The 15,251-nt window shown below is 68.3% G+C and carries 18 protein-coding genes; 6 read left to right on the top strand and 12 right to left on the bottom strand.

Annotated features, from left to right (window positions below; all coding sequences use genetic code 11):
• Positions 1-7 precede the first annotated feature (7 nt).
• The gene (locus tag AC1REK_RS26270; RefSeq protein WP_492270038.1) at positions 8-1,114 is read right to left on the bottom strand and encodes a FecCD family ABC transporter permease; all 1,107 of its coding nucleotides are present in this window, start codon (positions 1,112-1,114) and stop codon (positions 8-10) included.
• An 8-nt stretch (positions 1,115-1,122) separates the two neighbouring features.
• The gene (locus AC1REK_RS26265; RefSeq protein ID WP_492270037.1) at positions 1,123-2,118 is read right to left on the bottom strand and encodes a heme/hemin ABC transporter substrate-binding protein; all 996 of its coding nucleotides are present in this window, start codon (positions 2,116-2,118) and stop codon (positions 1,123-1,125) included.
• Positions 2,119-2,359: 241 nt separating this feature from the next.
• Between AC1REK_RS26265 and hmuQ the strand changes: the two genes are divergently transcribed.
• The 3 genes from hmuQ to AC1REK_RS26250 all read left to right on the top strand — a co-directional run bounded on the left by hmuQ (position 2,360) and on the right by AC1REK_RS26250 (position 5,033).
• Positions 2,360-2,707, top strand: coding sequence for a heme-degrading protein HmuQ (hmuQ, locus tag AC1REK_RS26260; RefSeq protein ID WP_327520371.1), 348 nt, complete (start codon positions 2,360-2,362; stop codon positions 2,705-2,707).
• A 71-nt stretch (positions 2,708-2,778) separates the two neighbouring features.
• Positions 2,779-3,264 carry a heme utilization cystosolic carrier protein HutX gene (gene hutX, locus AC1REK_RS26255; protein ID WP_492270087.1) on the top strand — a complete coding sequence of 162 codons (486 nt, stop codon included), beginning with the start codon at positions 2,779-2,781 and terminating at the stop codon, positions 3,262-3,264.
• A gap of 422 nt (positions 3,265-3,686) precedes the next feature.
• On the top strand, positions 3,687-5,033 hold the full coding sequence (locus AC1REK_RS26250; RefSeq protein ID WP_327520372.1) for a polysaccharide biosynthesis protein: 1,347 nt from the start codon (positions 3,687-3,689) through the stop codon (positions 5,031-5,033).
• Positions 5,034-5,059: 26 nt separating this feature from the next.
• Here the strand turns inward: AC1REK_RS26250 and AC1REK_RS26245 are convergent, their stop codons facing one another.
• On the bottom strand, positions 5,060-5,782 hold the full coding sequence (locus tag AC1REK_RS26245) for a protein tyrosine phosphatase family protein (RefSeq protein WP_492270036.1): 723 nt from the start codon (positions 5,780-5,782) through the stop codon (positions 5,060-5,062).
• Between the two features lie 177 nt (positions 5,783-5,959).
• On the opposite strand from AC1REK_RS26245, the gene ppa reads away from it, so the two are divergent.
• Positions 5,960-6,502, top strand: coding sequence for an inorganic diphosphatase (gene ppa, locus AC1REK_RS26240; RefSeq protein ID WP_316018281.1), 543 nt, complete (start codon positions 5,960-5,962; stop codon positions 6,500-6,502).
• A gap of 59 nt (positions 6,503-6,561) precedes the next feature.
• On the opposite strand, the gene AC1REK_RS26235 is transcribed toward ppa, so the two are convergent.
• Positions 6,562-7,182 carry a DapH/DapD/GlmU-related protein gene (locus AC1REK_RS26235; RefSeq protein ID WP_492270035.1) on the bottom strand — a complete coding sequence of 207 codons (621 nt, stop codon included), beginning with the start codon at positions 7,180-7,182 and terminating at the stop codon, positions 6,562-6,564.
• Between AC1REK_RS26235 and phnN the strand changes: the two genes are divergently transcribed.
• Positions 7,181-7,780, top strand: coding sequence for a phosphonate metabolism protein/1,5-bisphosphokinase (PRPP-forming) PhnN (phnN, locus tag AC1REK_RS26230; RefSeq protein WP_492270034.1), 600 nt, complete (start codon positions 7,181-7,183; stop codon positions 7,778-7,780). The genes AC1REK_RS26235 and phnN overlap by 2 nt on opposite strands.
• A gap of 18 nt (positions 7,781-7,798) precedes the next feature.
• Here phnN and AC1REK_RS26225 read toward each other — a convergent pair whose 3' ends face one another.
• From AC1REK_RS26225 to phnG, 8 genes are read right to left on the bottom strand one after another with little or no spacing between them, the layout of a single operon-like run.
• Entirely contained in the window at positions 7,799-8,500 is a 702-nt protein-coding gene (locus AC1REK_RS26225; RefSeq protein ID WP_492270033.1) for a DUF1045 domain-containing protein, read from the bottom strand.
• Positions 8,497-9,636 (bottom strand): alpha-D-ribose 1-methylphosphonate 5-triphosphate diphosphatase, encoded by a 1,140-nt coding sequence (locus AC1REK_RS26220; RefSeq protein ID WP_492270032.1) that lies wholly within the window; start codon positions 9,634-9,636, stop codon positions 8,497-8,499. The genes AC1REK_RS26225 and AC1REK_RS26220 overlap by 4 nt, the downstream gene beginning before the upstream one ends.
• On the bottom strand, positions 9,636-10,334 hold the full coding sequence (gene phnL, locus AC1REK_RS26215) for a phosphonate C-P lyase system protein PhnL (protein WP_492270031.1): 699 nt from the start codon (positions 10,332-10,334) through the stop codon (positions 9,636-9,638). Before phnL ends, AC1REK_RS26220 begins: the two co-directional genes overlap by 1 nt.
• A 46-nt stretch (positions 10,335-10,380) precedes the next feature.
• A complete protein-coding gene (gene phnK, locus AC1REK_RS26210) occupies positions 10,381-11,187 on the bottom strand; it encodes a phosphonate C-P lyase system protein PhnK (protein WP_316018287.1) in 807 nt (268 codons plus the stop codon).
• On the bottom strand, positions 11,184-12,110 hold the full coding sequence (locus tag AC1REK_RS26205) for an alpha-D-ribose 1-methylphosphonate 5-phosphate C-P-lyase PhnJ (protein WP_492270030.1): 927 nt from the start codon (positions 12,108-12,110) through the stop codon (positions 11,184-11,186). Before AC1REK_RS26205 ends, phnK begins: the two co-directional genes overlap by 4 nt.
• Positions 12,107-13,237, bottom strand: a complete 1,131-nt coding sequence (locus tag AC1REK_RS26200; RefSeq protein WP_492270029.1) for a carbon-phosphorus lyase complex subunit — start codon at positions 13,235-13,237, stop codon at positions 12,107-12,109. Before AC1REK_RS26200 ends, AC1REK_RS26205 begins: the two co-directional genes overlap by 4 nt.
• A 22-nt stretch (positions 13,238-13,259) precedes the next feature.
• Positions 13,260-13,865 (bottom strand): phosphonate C-P lyase system protein PhnH, encoded by a 606-nt coding sequence (phnH, locus tag AC1REK_RS26195; RefSeq protein WP_492270028.1) that lies wholly within the window; start codon positions 13,863-13,865, stop codon positions 13,260-13,262.
• Positions 13,865-14,275: a phosphonate C-P lyase system protein PhnG gene (phnG, locus tag AC1REK_RS26190; protein ID WP_492270027.1), complete on the bottom strand. Its 411-nt coding sequence runs from the start codon at positions 14,273-14,275 to the stop codon at positions 13,865-13,867. The genes phnH and phnG overlap by 1 nt, the downstream gene beginning before the upstream one ends.
• Before the next feature lie 117 nt (positions 14,276-14,392).
• Here phnG and phnF point away from each other — a divergent pair, with 117 nt between their 5' ends.
• The gene (gene phnF / locus AC1REK_RS26185; protein ID WP_492270026.1) at positions 14,393-15,142 is read left to right on the top strand and encodes a phosphonate metabolism transcriptional regulator PhnF; all 750 of its coding nucleotides are present in this window, start codon (positions 14,393-14,395) and stop codon (positions 15,140-15,142) included.
• Positions 15,143-15,251 lie beyond the last annotated feature (109 nt).

The raw sequence follows: 15,251 nt of genomic DNA, 5'->3' as shown, positions 1-15,251 counted from the left end.
CTCCCTCTCAGCTTTCGGCGATCCGGCCGCGGCGCAGCAGCAGCCAGAGGAAGAAGGGCGCGCCGATAAAGGCGGTGACGATGCCGATCGGCAGTTCGGCCGGGACGACGATCAGGCGCGCGACGATGTCGGCGCCGACGAGGAGCGTCGCGCCGCCGATCGCCGAAAGTGGCAGCAGCAGGCGATGATCCGGGCCGATCAGCAGGCGGATCAGGTGCGGCACGACGATGCCGACGAAGCCGATCACGCCGGCGGCGGCGACGCTCGCACCGACGGAGAGGGCGACGAGCACCACGGCCATCGCCTTGATCCGCTGCACGGGGATGCCGAGATGGAAGGCCTCGGCTTCGCCGAGCATCAGCGCATTGAGGCCGCGCGCCAGGAATGGCACGGCCACCAGGAGCGGCAGCACGATCGGCGCGACGACGGAAAGCTTGCTCCAGCTCGCCCCGCCGAGGCTGCCCATCGACCAGAAGGTGAGGTCGCGCAACTGCCGGTCGTCCGAGATGTAAGCGAGCAGCCCGGTGAGCGAGCCGGCGAGCGCTCCGAGCGCGACGCCAGCCAGCAGCATGGTGGCGACCGAGGTCCGTCCCTCGCGCGTCGCGATCAGGTAGAGCGCCAGCGTCGAGATCAACCCACCGAAGAAGGCACCGAAGGGCAATGCGGCGAAGGGCAATTTGATGCCCATGCCGATGCCCGCCAGCAGCCGGTCGCCAAGCACGATCGTCGCGGCGGCGGCGAGCCCGGCGCCGGCCGAGACGCCGACGAGGCCGGGATCGGCGAGCGGGTTGCGGAACAGGCCCTGCATCAGGGCGCCGGAAATGGCGAGAGCCGCGCCGACGAGCGCGCCGAGCAGCAGGCGCGGCATGCGGATGTTGAGCACGACCAGCGCCTCGCGGCTGTCGAGCAACTCGGCCGGTCCGCTGCCGAGGCGCGCCAGCAGGATCTCGGCGACACGCCCGGGCGCGATGGCGAAGGCGCCGGCGCCGAGCGAGAGCAGCATCAGCACCAGGCACAGCCCGAGCAGGACGCCGCCGGCGACGAGGTTGCGCTGTCGGCGGCTGGCGGTCAGCCGCGCCAGCGCGGTCGCGCCGGGCACCGTGGCTGGCTTCATGGCGAGGGTCATTTCGCCCCGGGAAGCTGGGCGATCTTGGCCTCCGGATAAAGCGCGGCCATCAGGTCACGGGCGGCATCCGGGGTCCGGGGGCCAAAGCCGAGAAGGTAGAGCCCATCCATGCGGATCAGACCCTTCGCCTTGGCCGCCGGGGTCTGCGAGAAGGCCGGCAAGGCGAAGAGCTCCTCGGGCGTCTGGGAGGGAGCAGCGCTGTGGCGCATCATCAGCACATAATCCGGGGCGGCGGTGATGATCGCCTCGTCGGTCATCGGCTTGAAGCCCTCGACGGCTTCGGCGGCGTTGACGCCGCCGGCGAGCGCGATGATGGCGTCGGCGGTGCTGTTGCGGCCGCCGACCATGGTGCGACCGTTCTGCAGCGAGAGCACGAAGAGCACGCGCTTCTTGCCCGGCAGGCCGGCGCGCAGCTTGTCGAGCTCGGCGAAGCGGGCCTTTACGCCGGCTGCGAGCTGCCGCGCCGGCTCGGCGGCGCCGGCAGCCTTGCCGATGATCTCGATCTTCGAGACCACCGCCTCGGGCGTCAGCGCCTCGGGAACCGGCGCCATGGACAGGCCGGCCTCGCGCACGAGCGCCATCGCGTCGGGCGGGCCGGCGCCTTCGACCGCGATCACCAGGGACGGCTTCAGCGAGAGCACGCCCTCGGCCGAGAGCGCCCGGACATAGCCGACATTCTTCTTCTCTTTCAGCGCCTCCGGCGGCCACAGGCTGGTGGTGTCGACACCGACGATGCTGTCCTGCAGTCCGAGGGCATAGAGCACTTCGGTGACGACGCCGCCGACCGCGACGATGCGCTGGGTGGTCTGTGCCTGGGCGCTGGCAACGAAGCCGAAGGCGGTCTGCGCCATCCGGCTCGACCAGGCCTCGCTGCCGCCGAGGCCGGAAGCGGCAAGAAAGGTCAAGCCGATGGCGGCCGTGAGTTCCCGGCCGAGGCGCTTGGCCTTGATGCCGGCAAGGGGGGCGGTCGCGGGCGATGGCATGTATTGCATGGCTCGGTCTCGTCGGGTGCCGCAGCGCGATGCCTCCAGACTCCCGGTGGCGCCGACTGCTTACAGTGATTCCAAAGTATAGGCTCTCTTTATAATCATTAAAAACTATGATTACTGAGCCGTTGTTGACGGTGATATTCAGTTTTACTAAGAGGGGTCAAGTGCGGTCGCCGGCTCGGCGCGGTTCCGCGCGTCTGCGCCGCCCGCTTGTCTTTCTCCGTCAGCCTATCGAGGAAATCCCATGTTCATCGCCATGAACCGCTTCAAGGTCATCAAGGGGGAGGAGGCGACGTTCGAGACCATCTGGTCCTCGCGCAAAACCCGGCTCGACGAGATGAAGGGCTTCATCGCCTTCCACCTGCTCAAGGGGCCGGAGAAGGAGGACCACACGCTCTATTCCTCGCACACGACCTGGGCCTCGAAGGAGGACTTCACCGCCTGGACCAAGTCCGAGCAGTTCCGCGAGTCGCACAGCAAGGCCGGCCAGGCGCGGCCGAAGCCGGTCTTCCTCGGCCATCCCGAGTTCGAGGGCTTCGAGACGGTGCTGACCGAGAACAACCCGCATCTGCCGCTCCAGGCGGCGGAATAAGGGGGAGGGTGGACATGCCGATCTCGCAGGCGCTTGCTCCGGCAGGCCAGGAACCGCCGGTCACGGAGCCCATGGAACGCGTCAGGCAGGCGCTCGCCGCCAAGCCGGACGGCGTCATCGAGGCGATCGCCCGCGAGGTCGGCGTGTCGACGCTCGCCGTGCTCGAGGCGGCGCCGGACAACCAGCGCCGCTTCATCCCGGCGGAGCGCTTCGAGGCGCTCTGGCTGGAGCTCTCGAGCTGGGGCACCGTGCTCTTCATCGTGCACACTCCCGACATCGTGCTCGAATGCGAGGGCTCCCTGCCGGTCGGTTCCTTCGGCCACGGCTATTACAACATCCATGGCGACAGCCCGATCGGCGGGCACATCAAGGCCGGCAATTGCCAGACCATCGCTTTGGTCGACCGGCAGTTCCATGGCCGCCGTTCCTGCTCGGTGCAGTTCTTCAACGGCGCCGGCGAGGCGATGTTCAAGGTCTTCGTCCGGCGCGACGAGAAGCGCGAACTGCTCGCCGATCAGGTCGCGAAGTTCGAGGCCCTGCAGCGCGACTTCGCCTGACCGGCTGCCAGGAGCGGAGTTGAGCGGGCTACACGATTCTGCTCGACAGTGCAGGTGCCTCCGCCCGGGGTCCGGCCGATGGCATCTGCTTTGCGGCGCCAACATGGCGCTGCAGGCTCGCCTCGGCCCGAAATGGGCGCGCGCGAACCTCGCGGGTGTCGGCGTTCTCTTAGGTCGCCAGGGCGACCCAGGGAAAGCTGCCGCCATCTTGTCGCCACGCCCTGCCCTGAAACGAAGGGCCGCAGTCGGAACTCGCGGAGTTCCGTCAAGGATCTGTTAACTACGTGAGCGCACTGTCGAAGTTGCGACACGGGATGAGGAGATCGGCACGCCGAGCCTCGTTCCGCTTTCGCAAGGCTGCCGCCAGCATCGGGAAAGTGGCGGGAAACCACCCCCTGAGTATCCCGAGTGAGGCCGTCGGCATGGCTGCGCCTGCAACTTTCGAGAGAGCTCTGGCGCCGGCTTCGGCCGCGCGGCCCGAGCTGGCGCAGAACGCTCTTCACTCCCTTCGGCCAGGTGGCGGCGGCGCCGCGGGACTGCTGCTGGCGCTGCGTTATATCCAGGCCCGCTTCGTGTCGGTCTGGGGGTTGCTGATCGCTGCCCTGCTCTGCCCGCCGGAGATCTTCACCGAGTTCGCGATCTATTCGGCGCTCGCCAATTTCCTGGCGATCGCAGCACTGCTGCGCTTCGAGGCGGTGTTCTTCCACAATAGCGACCCGGACCGGCTCGGGCGCGCCTTCCGGCTGTCGCTCGTGGCGGGAGCGGGTTTCCTGGGGCTGGCGGCGCTCGCAGCCTTTGCCGCCTCGATGCTGGGCCTCGTCATGGCGGGGTATGCGGCGCTCTTCGTTCTGTCTCTCGCCGGCCGTGCTGCGATCCGGCTGGCAACCGCGGAAGCGACTGCCGAGGGTGATTTTCGGGCGATCGGCAATTCCGGGCTGGTCCAGGCCGTGGTCCAGCCAGGTGCGATGCTCGGCCTGATCCTGCCTTTCGGTCCGTCCTCGCTGGCGCTGTTCGCCGCCGATGCGATCGGCCATGCCGTTGCGGCCTGCTATCTCGGCTGGCGTCGCCGCTTCGCCTTCCAGCAGCTCGCCTTCCGCGCCGAATGGTCGCGCTGGGAGCTGCGGCGCTCGGCCCGGCAATGGAGCGCGGCGCCGCGACTGCTGCTGCCTTCCGTGCTGCTTTCCTTCGGCTTCTCGGTTGCACCGCTCTTCGCGCTGACCTTCGCTTCCGATCCGATCTTCGCCGCGCATGTCGCCCTCGCCATGCGCCTTCTCGACATGCCGACGCAGATGTTCGGCGCGGTCACCCAGCCACTGGTGATGAGCAGTCTGCGCAGCCGGCAAGGGCCGGCGCGCCGCCGCTGGGCCCGCATCCTCACCGTCGGGCTGGCCCTCGCCGCCTTCGTGCTGTTCGCGGGCGTGGCTGGATTTGCGCTGATCCTCGATCCCTGGCTCGAGGAGACGCAATGGCATGGCATCGGAGTCGTGCTGGCGATCCTGACCCTGTTCTATGCCGGGATCGCCCTGGTCTCGCCGCTGAACGAGATCGGCACGCTGTCGCGCGACCCGCAGCACGCCATGATCACCAACGCTATCGCTACGGTCGCGATCGTCGCCGTCATCGCCTGGTTCGGCAGATTGTCGCTGCCGCTGCTATGCATTGTCGGTGCCATGTCGCTGCTGCGCATGGGGGCCCATGCCTGTCTGGCCTGGACGGGGTTCGGTGGCCCCGGCAAGTCCGGGACGCTGCTGCTGGGCTCGCGAATCTGAGTTGGCGGGTGGATCCGCCTCCGGCGCTATTCGCGCCGGATCAGGCGGTCGGCGAGCAGCGAGGACAGGAATCCCGGCTTGAACTCGCGCTCCAGGCGCTCGGGATCGTAGTGATTGGCGACCCAGTCGAGGAAGGCGATGCCTCTGGCTTCGCCCTCGCGCTCATAGGCCTCGAAGAAGGCGTCGAGGATGCCGGTCTTGGCGAAGCGGAAATGGCCGTAGCGGAAGGAGAGCGCGGCCATCGCCTCCTTCAGCGGGCGCTGCTCGTGGACCAGCAGATAGAGCGCCGCAAAGAATCCGGCGCGGTCGGCGCCGGATTTGCAGTGCACCAGCGCCGGCAGGGCGAGCTCCCGGAAGAACTGCGGCGCCGACAGGATGGTCTCGCGATCGGGTGCGCCGCGCGAGCGCAGCACGAAGTCGATCAGGGCGATGCCGTGGCGCTCGCAGGCCTCGCGCTGGAGCTGCCATGAGCCGTGCTCGCGCCCGCCGCGCAGATTGACGATGGTGCGCACGCCCTGACGGGCGAACCAGGCGATGTCGCCCGGAGCCGGCTGCGCCGCCCGCCAGAGCCGCGGCGTGACGCGATGGGCATTGAGATAGGCGAGTCGGAAGATGCCGTGATCGACCAGCAGCATGTTGGCCCAGGCGCGCGCGCGGTCGAGCCGGCCGCCGAGCGGGCGGTCCCAGCGCGCGATCCGGGCCATGCGCCTGGCATAGCGGTCCTCGTCCCGCCGCAAGCGGTTCAGCATCTCGTCCTGCTTTCGTCCATGGCCGGCCCGATACCAGTGCTGGAGGCGGCGCGCAAATCTGGCAGGGAGATGCGAACTGGCAGCCCGGCTTGCAAGGCGGGCAGAAGGTCGGACTTGGCCTTTGCCGCGCAAGCCGGCATAAGGCGCGCCAGTATCGTCCATAGACAGGTCAAGTTCATGCGCCTCGACGCCATCTCCATCGGCAAGAATCCCCCCGACGAAGTCAATGTCGTGATCGAGGTCGCGATCGGCGGCGAACCGATCAAGTACGAGATGGACAAGGAGGCCGGCACGCTCTTCGTCGATCGCTTCCTCTATACGCCGATGCGCTATCCCGGGAATTACGGCTTCATCCCGCATACCCTCTCCGAGGATGGCGACCCCTGCGACGTGCTCGTCGCCAATACGCGTCCGCTGGTTCCGGGCTCCTATATCGCGGTCCGCCCGATCGGCGTGATGATGATGGAGGACGAGGGCGGCGGTGACGAGAAGATCATCGCCGTGCCGGTGCCGAAGCTCACCAAGCGCTACGAGAACGTCCACAACTACACGGACCTGCCGAAGATCACGCTCGACCAGATCCAGCACTTCTTCGAGCACTACAAGGATCTCGAACCCGGCAAGTGGGTGAAGTTCACCGGCTGGGGCGACGCCGCCAAGGCCAAGGAACTGATCCTCGAAGCGATCGAGCGCGCGAAGAAGGCCAAGGCGAAGGGCTGAAGACTGCGGCTTTGCCGCGTCATGCTCGGGACAGGCCCGAGCATGACGCGTGCTTGGCGTCAGCCCTCGTATTTCTCCAGGAAGCCCTCGACGCCGAGCGTCCGGAAATCGGCGAGCGCGGCGCGCAGGCGCGCATGCTCCCAGTCCCACCAGCCGAGCGCCTTCAGCCGCTCGGCGACCGTCTCCGGGAAACGCCGGCGGATGATGCGGGCGGGATTGCCCGCGACGATGGTGTAGTCCGGCACGTCCTTGGTGACGACTGCGCCGCCGGCGACCACCGCTCCCGTGCCGATGCTGCGGCCGGGCAGGATGATGGCGCCGTGGCCGATCCAGACATCGTGACCGATGGTCACCGGCGTCGAGCGCCGCCAGGCGAAGAAGTCGGCATCGTCCTCCGCATCGTCAAAATAGGCCGATGAGCGGTAGCTGAAATGCGACTGGCTCGCCCGCTGCATCGGATGGTTGCCCGGGTTGATGCGGGTATGGGCGGCGATCGAGCAGAACTTGCCGATCGTCGTGTAAATGACATCCGCGTCGTTCACGACATAGGAGTAGTCGCCGAGGCTGGACTCGGCGAAGGCGGTGCGGGCGCCGATCTCGGTATAGCGGCCGAGTACGGCCTGCCGAACCCTGGCGGTGGGGTCGATCACCGGTTCAAGCCCGAGTTTCTTGCCTGCCATGACGAATTCCTCTGCTGAAACGATGATTGCGGCGCCGGTTCTGGCCGGCGCGCTGGTGCTGGTCGTCGGCCCGTCCGGTGCGGGCAAGGATGCGCTGATGGAAGGCGCCCGCGGCGCGCTCGCCGATGATCGGCGCTTCCGCTTCGCGCGCCGCCTGATCACCCGCCCGGCGCTCGCCGGGGCGGAGGATCATGACAGCTGCGACGAAGCCGGTTTCGTGGCCGCCCGGGCGCGCGGCGAGCTCGCTCTGAGCTGGGCCGCCCATGGCCTGCATTACGGCATCCCGGCGCGCGAACTCGCCGGCATCGCCGGCGGGGAGGTGGTGATCGCCAATATCTCGCGCGGCGCAATCCGCGTGGCGGAGGCGCTGGCGGAGCGTGTGGTCGTGGTCGAGATCACCGCGCCGGCGGCCATTCTGGCGAAGCGACTCGCGGCGCGCGGGCGCGAGAGCGAAGCCGATATCGCGAAGCGGCTTTCCCGCGAGGCGCCGTTGGTGACGGAGCGCGCCGCCTTGCGGCGGATCGTCAACGACCGGAGCATCGCCGAAGGCGCGAGCGAGCTGTTGGGCCTGCTGCGCGCCTTGGCCGGTCCCGCCTGACACGCCGCGCCTCGCGCTTCAGCCGAAAGGCAGGGAGTCTAGCAGGGTGAAGCGGCTGGCGCGGTCCGCCTGCTTGAAGATCGCGATCCGGTCGAGCACAACCTCGCCGGGCGGAACCGCCTGCGCATGCGCAGAGCTGAGCGCCGTCTTGACGGGTGAAATGAGATCCTGCGGCAGGGCGCCGGTCAGCGTCATGTGGAAGCGGAAGGCGTCGCCGACATAAGGGTAGCCGAAGGCCTCGAGATAGGCGCGGTGTGCCGGGGTCAGTGGGCTTTGCAGCCGCCGCGCCAGGTCGGCTTCCGAGAGCGGAGCCCTGAACGGCTCGAAGGCCTGGACGACGTCGAAGGCGAAGTGCTGCAGCGCCTCGCTCGGCTCGGCCGGGGTCAGGGCGACGAAATGGCCGAGCGCGTTGACGGCGAGCCCGGCGAGCTCAACCGGCGCGCGGCCGGCGACATAATTGCGGGCAAAGGCGCGTAGCGCCCCTTCGCTGCGGCCGTCCGAGAGCTCGAACGGGGCCTTCAGCGTCGCGTGGAAGCCATAGCGGCGCGGCTCGGCGGTGAGCGCCGCCCAGTCCAGCTCCTCGCAGCCCGGTGGGACCGCGTGAGGCAGGTCGCCGCCGGTGATGGCGTCATAGCCCAGCGCCCCGCTGCCGAAGCGCCAGAGGGCGCTGTCGGCGGAGGGCGCGAAGTAGATGGCGTAGCGCGGCGGGGTTGCGGTCAAAACGCGCGCTCGCCCTTCGACCAGACGGTATTGAGCACCGGCGTCGCGCCGAGCGTCCGGAAGCGCAGCAGGTCGGCGCGCAGGCCAGGCTTGAGGTGGCCGCGATCCTTGAGCCCGAGAATGTCGGCGACCTTCCAGGTCACCATGCCCATCGCTTCGGGCAGGGCGATGCCATGGGCGGCATGGAGCTTGAGCACGGCCTGGAGCAGGCTGGCGGGGACATAATCGGAGGAGAGCCCGTCGAGCAGGCCCTTCTCGGCCAGTTCCGAAACCGAGACGCCCCCGGAATGCGAGCCGCCGCGGACGACATTGGGCGCACCGGCGATGGTGGCGAGGCCGTGCTGCTTGGCGGCTTCTGCCGCCTCGATCGTGGTCGGGAATTCCGAGATCACGGCGCCCGAGGCGATGCCGGCCTCGACATGGTCGAGCGTGGTGTCGTCATGGGTGGCGATCGGAATGCCGCGGGAGCGGAACATCTCGACCACTGCGCTCCAGTTGCGCGCGACATTCGCCCCGCCTTCGCGCTGGCGGACGACGACATCCTCCTCGAACTCGGCCTGGGTCTTGCCGGTGCCCAGCGCATAGGTGCGCAGATCTTCCAGGTTGCGCCATTGCCGCTGGCCGGGCGTGTGGTCCATTAGCGAGACGAGCTGGACGAGGCCGTCGTCCTGATAGGGCTCGATGTCGCGCAGCAGGTCGGGGCTGGTCAGCTCGCAGCGCATATGGATGCGGTGGTCGATGCGGAAGACCCCCTCGGCAGTGCCGAGCCGCAGCGCATCCAGGACGTCGGCGAAGATGTCCTTGCGATAATCCTTGGCCGAGAAGGGCGTGCCGGCGCAGATCGCGTCGTAGACGGTGGTGACGCCCGCCGCCGCCATCTGCGCGTCATGGACCAGCGCCGCCGCGAGCCCGTTCGGCCAGAAGACCTTCGGGCGCGGCATGAAGTGCTTTTCCATGTTGTCGGTGTGCATCTCGACGAGGCCGGGCGCGACATAATCGCCCTGCACGTCGATCGCCGCCGGCAGCGAGGAGCGGCCCTGGTCGACGGAGAGGATGCCGCTGGCGTCGAAGGCGATGGTGCCGTCGACGATCTCGTCCTCGAGGATCAGCCTGGCATTGGTGAGGATGGTGGTCATCAGGCGGCCTTCCTGAAATCGGTGATATCGAGATAGCGGGTTGCGACAGCCTCTCGCACGGCTTCGTCGTGGAAGATACCGACGATGGCGGAACCCTGCGCGCGGGCTTCGGCGATCAGCTGCACCACGACATTGCGGTTGCCGGCGTCGAGCGAGGCGGTCGGCTCGTCGATCAGCATGATCGGCGAGGGATCGACGAAGGAACGGGCGATGTTGACGCGCTGCTGCTCGCCGCCGGAGAAGGTCGCGGGCGCGAGATCCCAGAGGCGCTGCGGCAGGTTGAGGCGCGCCAGCATGGCTTTGGCGCGCTCGCTCGCCTCCCCGGCCGAGGCGCCGCGGGCGAGCAGCGGGTCGCGGACGATGTCGAGCGCCGAGACACGCGGGATCACCCGCAGGAATTGAGAGACGAAGCCGAGCGTGCGGCGGCGGATGTCGAGCACGGTGCGCGGCACGGCGGTGACGATGTCGATCGGCCGGCCGGCATGGGTGACGGCGATGGTGCCGGAGGTCGGCCGGTAATTACCGTAGAGGATGCGCAGCAGGCTGGATTTGCCGGCGCCGGAGGCACCGGCCAGGACCAGCGCTTCGCCGGCAGCGACCGAGAAATTGACGTTGTCGAACACCGGCAGGCGCACTCCACCCTGATTGTGCAGGGTGAATTCCTTGGCGACGTTTTCGACCTGGATCATCGTGGTCATGGGATCAATGCCTTGTGCCGGCGCGGTGACGCGGATGTGACGGCGCTCATACGGTCAGCACCGCGGATGTCAGAAGCTGCGTATAGGCGTGGTGGGGATCGTCGAGGACCTGGTCGGTCAGGCCCTGCTCGACGACGCGGCCATCCTTCATCACCATCAGGCGGTCGGTGAGCAGGCGCGCGACGGCGAGGTCATGGGTGACGATGATCGCGGCGAGGCCGAGATCGCGGACAAGCACGCGCAAGAGGTCGAGCAGGCGGGCCTGGACGGAGACGTCGAGGCCGCCGGTCGGCTCGTCCATGAAGACGAGCCGGGGCTCGGAGACCAGAACGCGGGCGATCTGCAGGCGCTGCTGCATGCCGCCGGAGAACTGGCGCGGCCGGTCGTCGATGCGGCCGGCGGCGATCTCGACGCGCTGCAGCCAGTCGAGCGCGGTCTCGCGAATCCTGCCGTAATGGCGGGCGCCATTGTCCATCAGCCGCTCGCCGACATTGCCGCCGGCCGAGACGTCCATGCGCAGGCCGTCGCGCGGGTTCTGGTGGACGATGCCCCAGGCGGTACGCATCAGCCGGCGCCGCTCCTGCTCGGCGACCGAGTAGATGTCGAGCGGCTCGGCGCCGCCGCGAAAGAGCACCTCGCCCGCGTCGGGCTTGTCGATGCCGGCAAGGCAGCGCAGCAGGGTCGACTTGCCCGAGCCGGACTCGCCGACGATGCCCAGCACCTCGCCCGGCCAGAGGTCGAAGGAGACATCGGCGCAGCCGATGCGCTCGCCATAGAAGCGGGATACGCCGGCGACCGAGAGCAGCGGCTGCGGATCGAGCGCGAGTTCCTGCGGGTTGACCTGCATGTTCATGACTTGGCCTCGTCCTCGACCAGATGCAGCGCCGAGGCGTCGGCGAGCATCGCGCCGCGATGGCCTTCCGCCCGGCGCGTCTCACAATGATGGCTGTCGGAGCAGACGAACATGCGCCCGCCCTGGTCGTCGATCACCACCTCGTCGAGATAGGAATCGGCGGCGCCGCAGAGCCCGCAAGGCTGCTCCCAGCTCTGGATGCGGAAGGGATGATCCTCGAAATCGAGGCTGCGCACGCTGGTATGCGGCGGCACCGCATAGATGCGCTTTTCGCGCCCGGCGCCGAAGAGCTGCAGCGCCGGGGACATCTGCATCTTCGGATTGTCGAATTTCGGGATCGGCGACGGCGCCATCACATAGCGGCCATTGACCATGACCGGGTAGTCATAGGTCGTCGTCACCTCGCCGAAGCGGGCGATGTTCTCGTAGAGCTTGACCTGCATCAGCCCGTATTCGGCCCAGGCGTGCATCTTGCGCGTCTCGGCCTCGTGCGGCTCGAGCTTCCGCAGCGGCTCGGGCTGCGGCACCTGATAGACCATGATCTGGCCGGCCTTCAGCGGTGCCTCGGGGATGCGGTGGCGGGTCTGGATGATCGTCGCCTCATCGGTCGCCTCGGTGGTGCGCGCGTCGGCAGTGCGCTCGAAGAAGCGGCGGATCGAGACGGCGTTGGTGGTGTCGTCGGCGCCCTGGTCGATGACCTTCAGCTTGTCATCTGGACCGATGATCGCGGCGGTGACCTGGATGCCGCCGGTGCCCCAGCCGCGGGCGAGGGGCATCTCGCGCGAGCCGAATGGCACCTGGTAGCCGGGGATCGCCACCGCCTTGAGCAGGGCGCGGCGAATCATCCGCTTGGTCTGCTCGTCGAGATAGGCGTAGTTGTAAGCCGGCTTGGTATCGCCGCTGAGTTTCTGGTGCACGGTCATTCCGCGGCCTCCGGCAGCGCTTCGCTCGGCTGATCGGCGAGCTTGTCCTGGCGTTCCTGCCGCTCTTTGCGAATGCGGCGGATCAGTTCGAGCTCGCCCTGGAAATCGACATAGTGCGGCAGCTTCAGATGCTCGACGAAGCCGGCCGCCTCGACATTGTCGGAGTGGTAGAGGACGAATTCGTCCTGCTGCGCCGGATAGGTCGTGGCCTCGCCGAAATCACGCGCCTTCAGCGCCCGGTCGACCAGCGACATCGACATCGCCTTGCGCTCGCTATGCCCGAAGGAGAGCCCGTAGCCGCGGGTGAATTGCGGCGGCACGTCCTTGGAGCCGGCGAACTGGTTGACCATCTGGCATTCGGTCAAGGTGACGTCGCCGAGGTCGACGGCGAAGCCCAGCTCCTCCGGCACGTATTCGACCGCGACCTCGCCGACCCGGACTTCGCCGACGAAGGGATGGCTGTTGCCGAAGCCGCGCTGCACGGAATAGCCGAGGCCGAGCATGAAGCCCTCGTCGCCGCGCGCCATCGCCTGCAGGCGGACATCGCGCTCGGCCGGGAAGGAAACCGGCTCGCGGGTCAGGTCGAAGGGCCGCGGATCGCCTTCCGGCGGCGCCTCGTCTTCCATCAGCCCCTCGGCACCGAGGATGTCGGGCACGCGGGGCATCGAGGCGTCGAGCGGCTGCGCGGCCGGACGGGCCTGCACGTCGCCCGGAGGCGCCTCGTCCATCAGGGCGAAGTCGAAGAGCCGGTGGGTGTAGTCATAGGTCGGGCCGAGCACCTGGCCGCCGGGCAGGTCCTTGTAGGTCGCCGAGACGCGGCGGCGGATCGCCATCCTGGCGGTGTCGAGCGGCTCGGAGGAGCCGAAGCGCGGCAGCGTCGTGCGATAGGCGCGCATCAGGAAGGCGGCCTCGATCGCATCGCCCTGCGCCTGCTTCAGCGCCAGCGCGGCGAGATCGGGATCGTAGAGCGAGCCCTCGTTCATCACGCGACCGCAGGCGAGACCCATCTGCTCGCGGATCTGGGCGACTGCGAGCTCGGGAACGCTCTCGTCGCCGCGGCGGGCCTCGGCGACGAGATCATGGGTGGCGAGGATGGCGGCTTCCCCGCCCTTGACCGCGACATACATCAGTAAAGCTCCCGGCGGGTCATCAGCGGGTCTCCAGGATTTGGGTCGAGCGCGGCAGGCCGATCAGCTCTGCGCCATGGCTCAGCATGAGATCGACGCCGCACGGATAGAGCTCAGCATTGGCGGCGACCTCGCCCCAGAAGCCGGGGCGCAGGCCGGACGGAGCGATTTCGCAGGTTCCTGCGATGCCTGGGCCTTCGAGGGTCACCACTTCTCCGCCGGAGAGAGCGGCGCATTGCACGATCACCGTGGTCGAGCGGTCGGGAAACTGATCGTCGCCGGGGTTGAAGGTGGCAAGCTTGGGCTCGAGCGCTGCGCCGTCGATCACGGCGAAGGCGGCGCGGGCGGGATCCTCGACGAGGGCGGCGCCGCAATGGAAGCGCAGCCAGGCGCCGGCAGGCCCGTCGCGCAGTGAGCCGGGTAGCCAGATCGGTGTCTCGTAGTCGGCGAGGGTCAAGAGAGCGAGCGCGGTGGCGCGCGCAAGCCCGGCCGGCGGCTCGACCGCGATGCCGAGCTCACGGACCTGGCCGGGCTCGGAGAGCGCCGCCAGCAGGGCCCGGAAGGCTCCTTGCGACTGGAAGACCGGGTCGGAGAAACCGGCGCCGATCAGGGTTTCGTTCGTTGCCATCAGCCGCCCCTGACCAGCGTGAAGAAATCGACCTTGGTCGCGGCCGCCTTGCGCGAGGCGAGCTCGCGTGCCGCCTGCTGCTTCTCGGCCAATGCGCCGACGCCCTGCCGCAGCGGGCCGGCCTCGGCCTCGTCCTGGAGCAGCGCATCGGTGATCGCCGCCAGCCGTGCCTTGCCGGCATCGCGGCCGAGCGCATAGGAGAAGCCCATCGCCCCGTTGCCGAGGCGGATGACGCAGCGCGTTACCGTCGCCTCGCCCAGATTGAAGCGCCGCCCGGCGCCGCCGGCGCGGCCCTCCACCATGACGGTGCCGGTCTCGGGCGCCTTGAGAATCTCATGGGCGGGCAGGGGGCCGGCCTGTGCCAGAAGCGCCTCGATCTCGCGATGAGAGGCGCGGGCCAGCACGGCCATCCATCGCTGCCGTGTTGCGGTTTGAGTCATCCGGTGCGGCCTCTCGCCAATCTTTAATGTCTAGACTATCATGGATCTGAACCCGCGAAAGGTCTATACATTTCAGATGAAATTTTCATGACGGACACGGTTTCCGAAACTGCGGCCGGCGAAGCCGGTACGGCCTGGCGGCGGATCGCCGATGCGCTGGCGGCGTCGATCGAACAGGGCGAGTACCGGCCGGGCGATACGCTGCCGGCCTCGGTGGCGCTCGCCGAGCAGTATGGCGTGCACCGCCACACCGTGCGGCAGGCCTTTCGCCATCTCGCCGAATGCGGGCTCGTCACGGTGTCACGCGGCCGCGGCACTCAGGTGACGGCGCCGCGCTTTCCCTACCGACTCGGCCGCCGGGTCAGCATGCGCACCAATTTCGGCTCGGCCGGGATCGCGGTGTCGAGTTCGGTGCTGTCAGCGATAGTGGTGGCTGGTGAGCCGCAGCATTGCGCGGCGCTAGGGCTGCCGGAGGGCACGCCGCTCTGGGCGATCGAGACCTTGAGCCGGGCCGGGGGGACGCCGGTCGGCACCGGCATCCACTATCTCTGCGTCGCGCGGTTTCCGGGCTTCGATGCAATCCTGACGGAGGCGGGAGCCTCGATCACCGCGGCCTTCAAGGCCTGCGGCATTCCCGATTATGTCCGGCGCTCGACCCGGCTGGCGGCGCGGCTCGCCACCGAGCGCGAGGCGAGCCTGCTTCAACTCGGACCGGGCGAAGCGGTGCTGCAGACGCATGCGATCGACGCGCTGCCGGACCTGACGCCGATCCACATCGTCAACAGCGCCTTCGCCGGCGAACGGATGGAGATGGTGGTCGAGCCCTTCGGGGAGTGAACGGCACAGGTTGGCCGTCGCGTCATGCTCGCCCTTGTGGCGAGCATCCGCGTCCTGAACACCGTGTTCGATCAGTGAAGCAAAGTCTTGGATGGTCGGGACAAGCCCG

This window comes from Allobosea sp. GW823-FHT02B03, from assembly GCF_058797755.1.
This window is presented reverse-complemented; position numbering and strand designations above follow the sequence as displayed.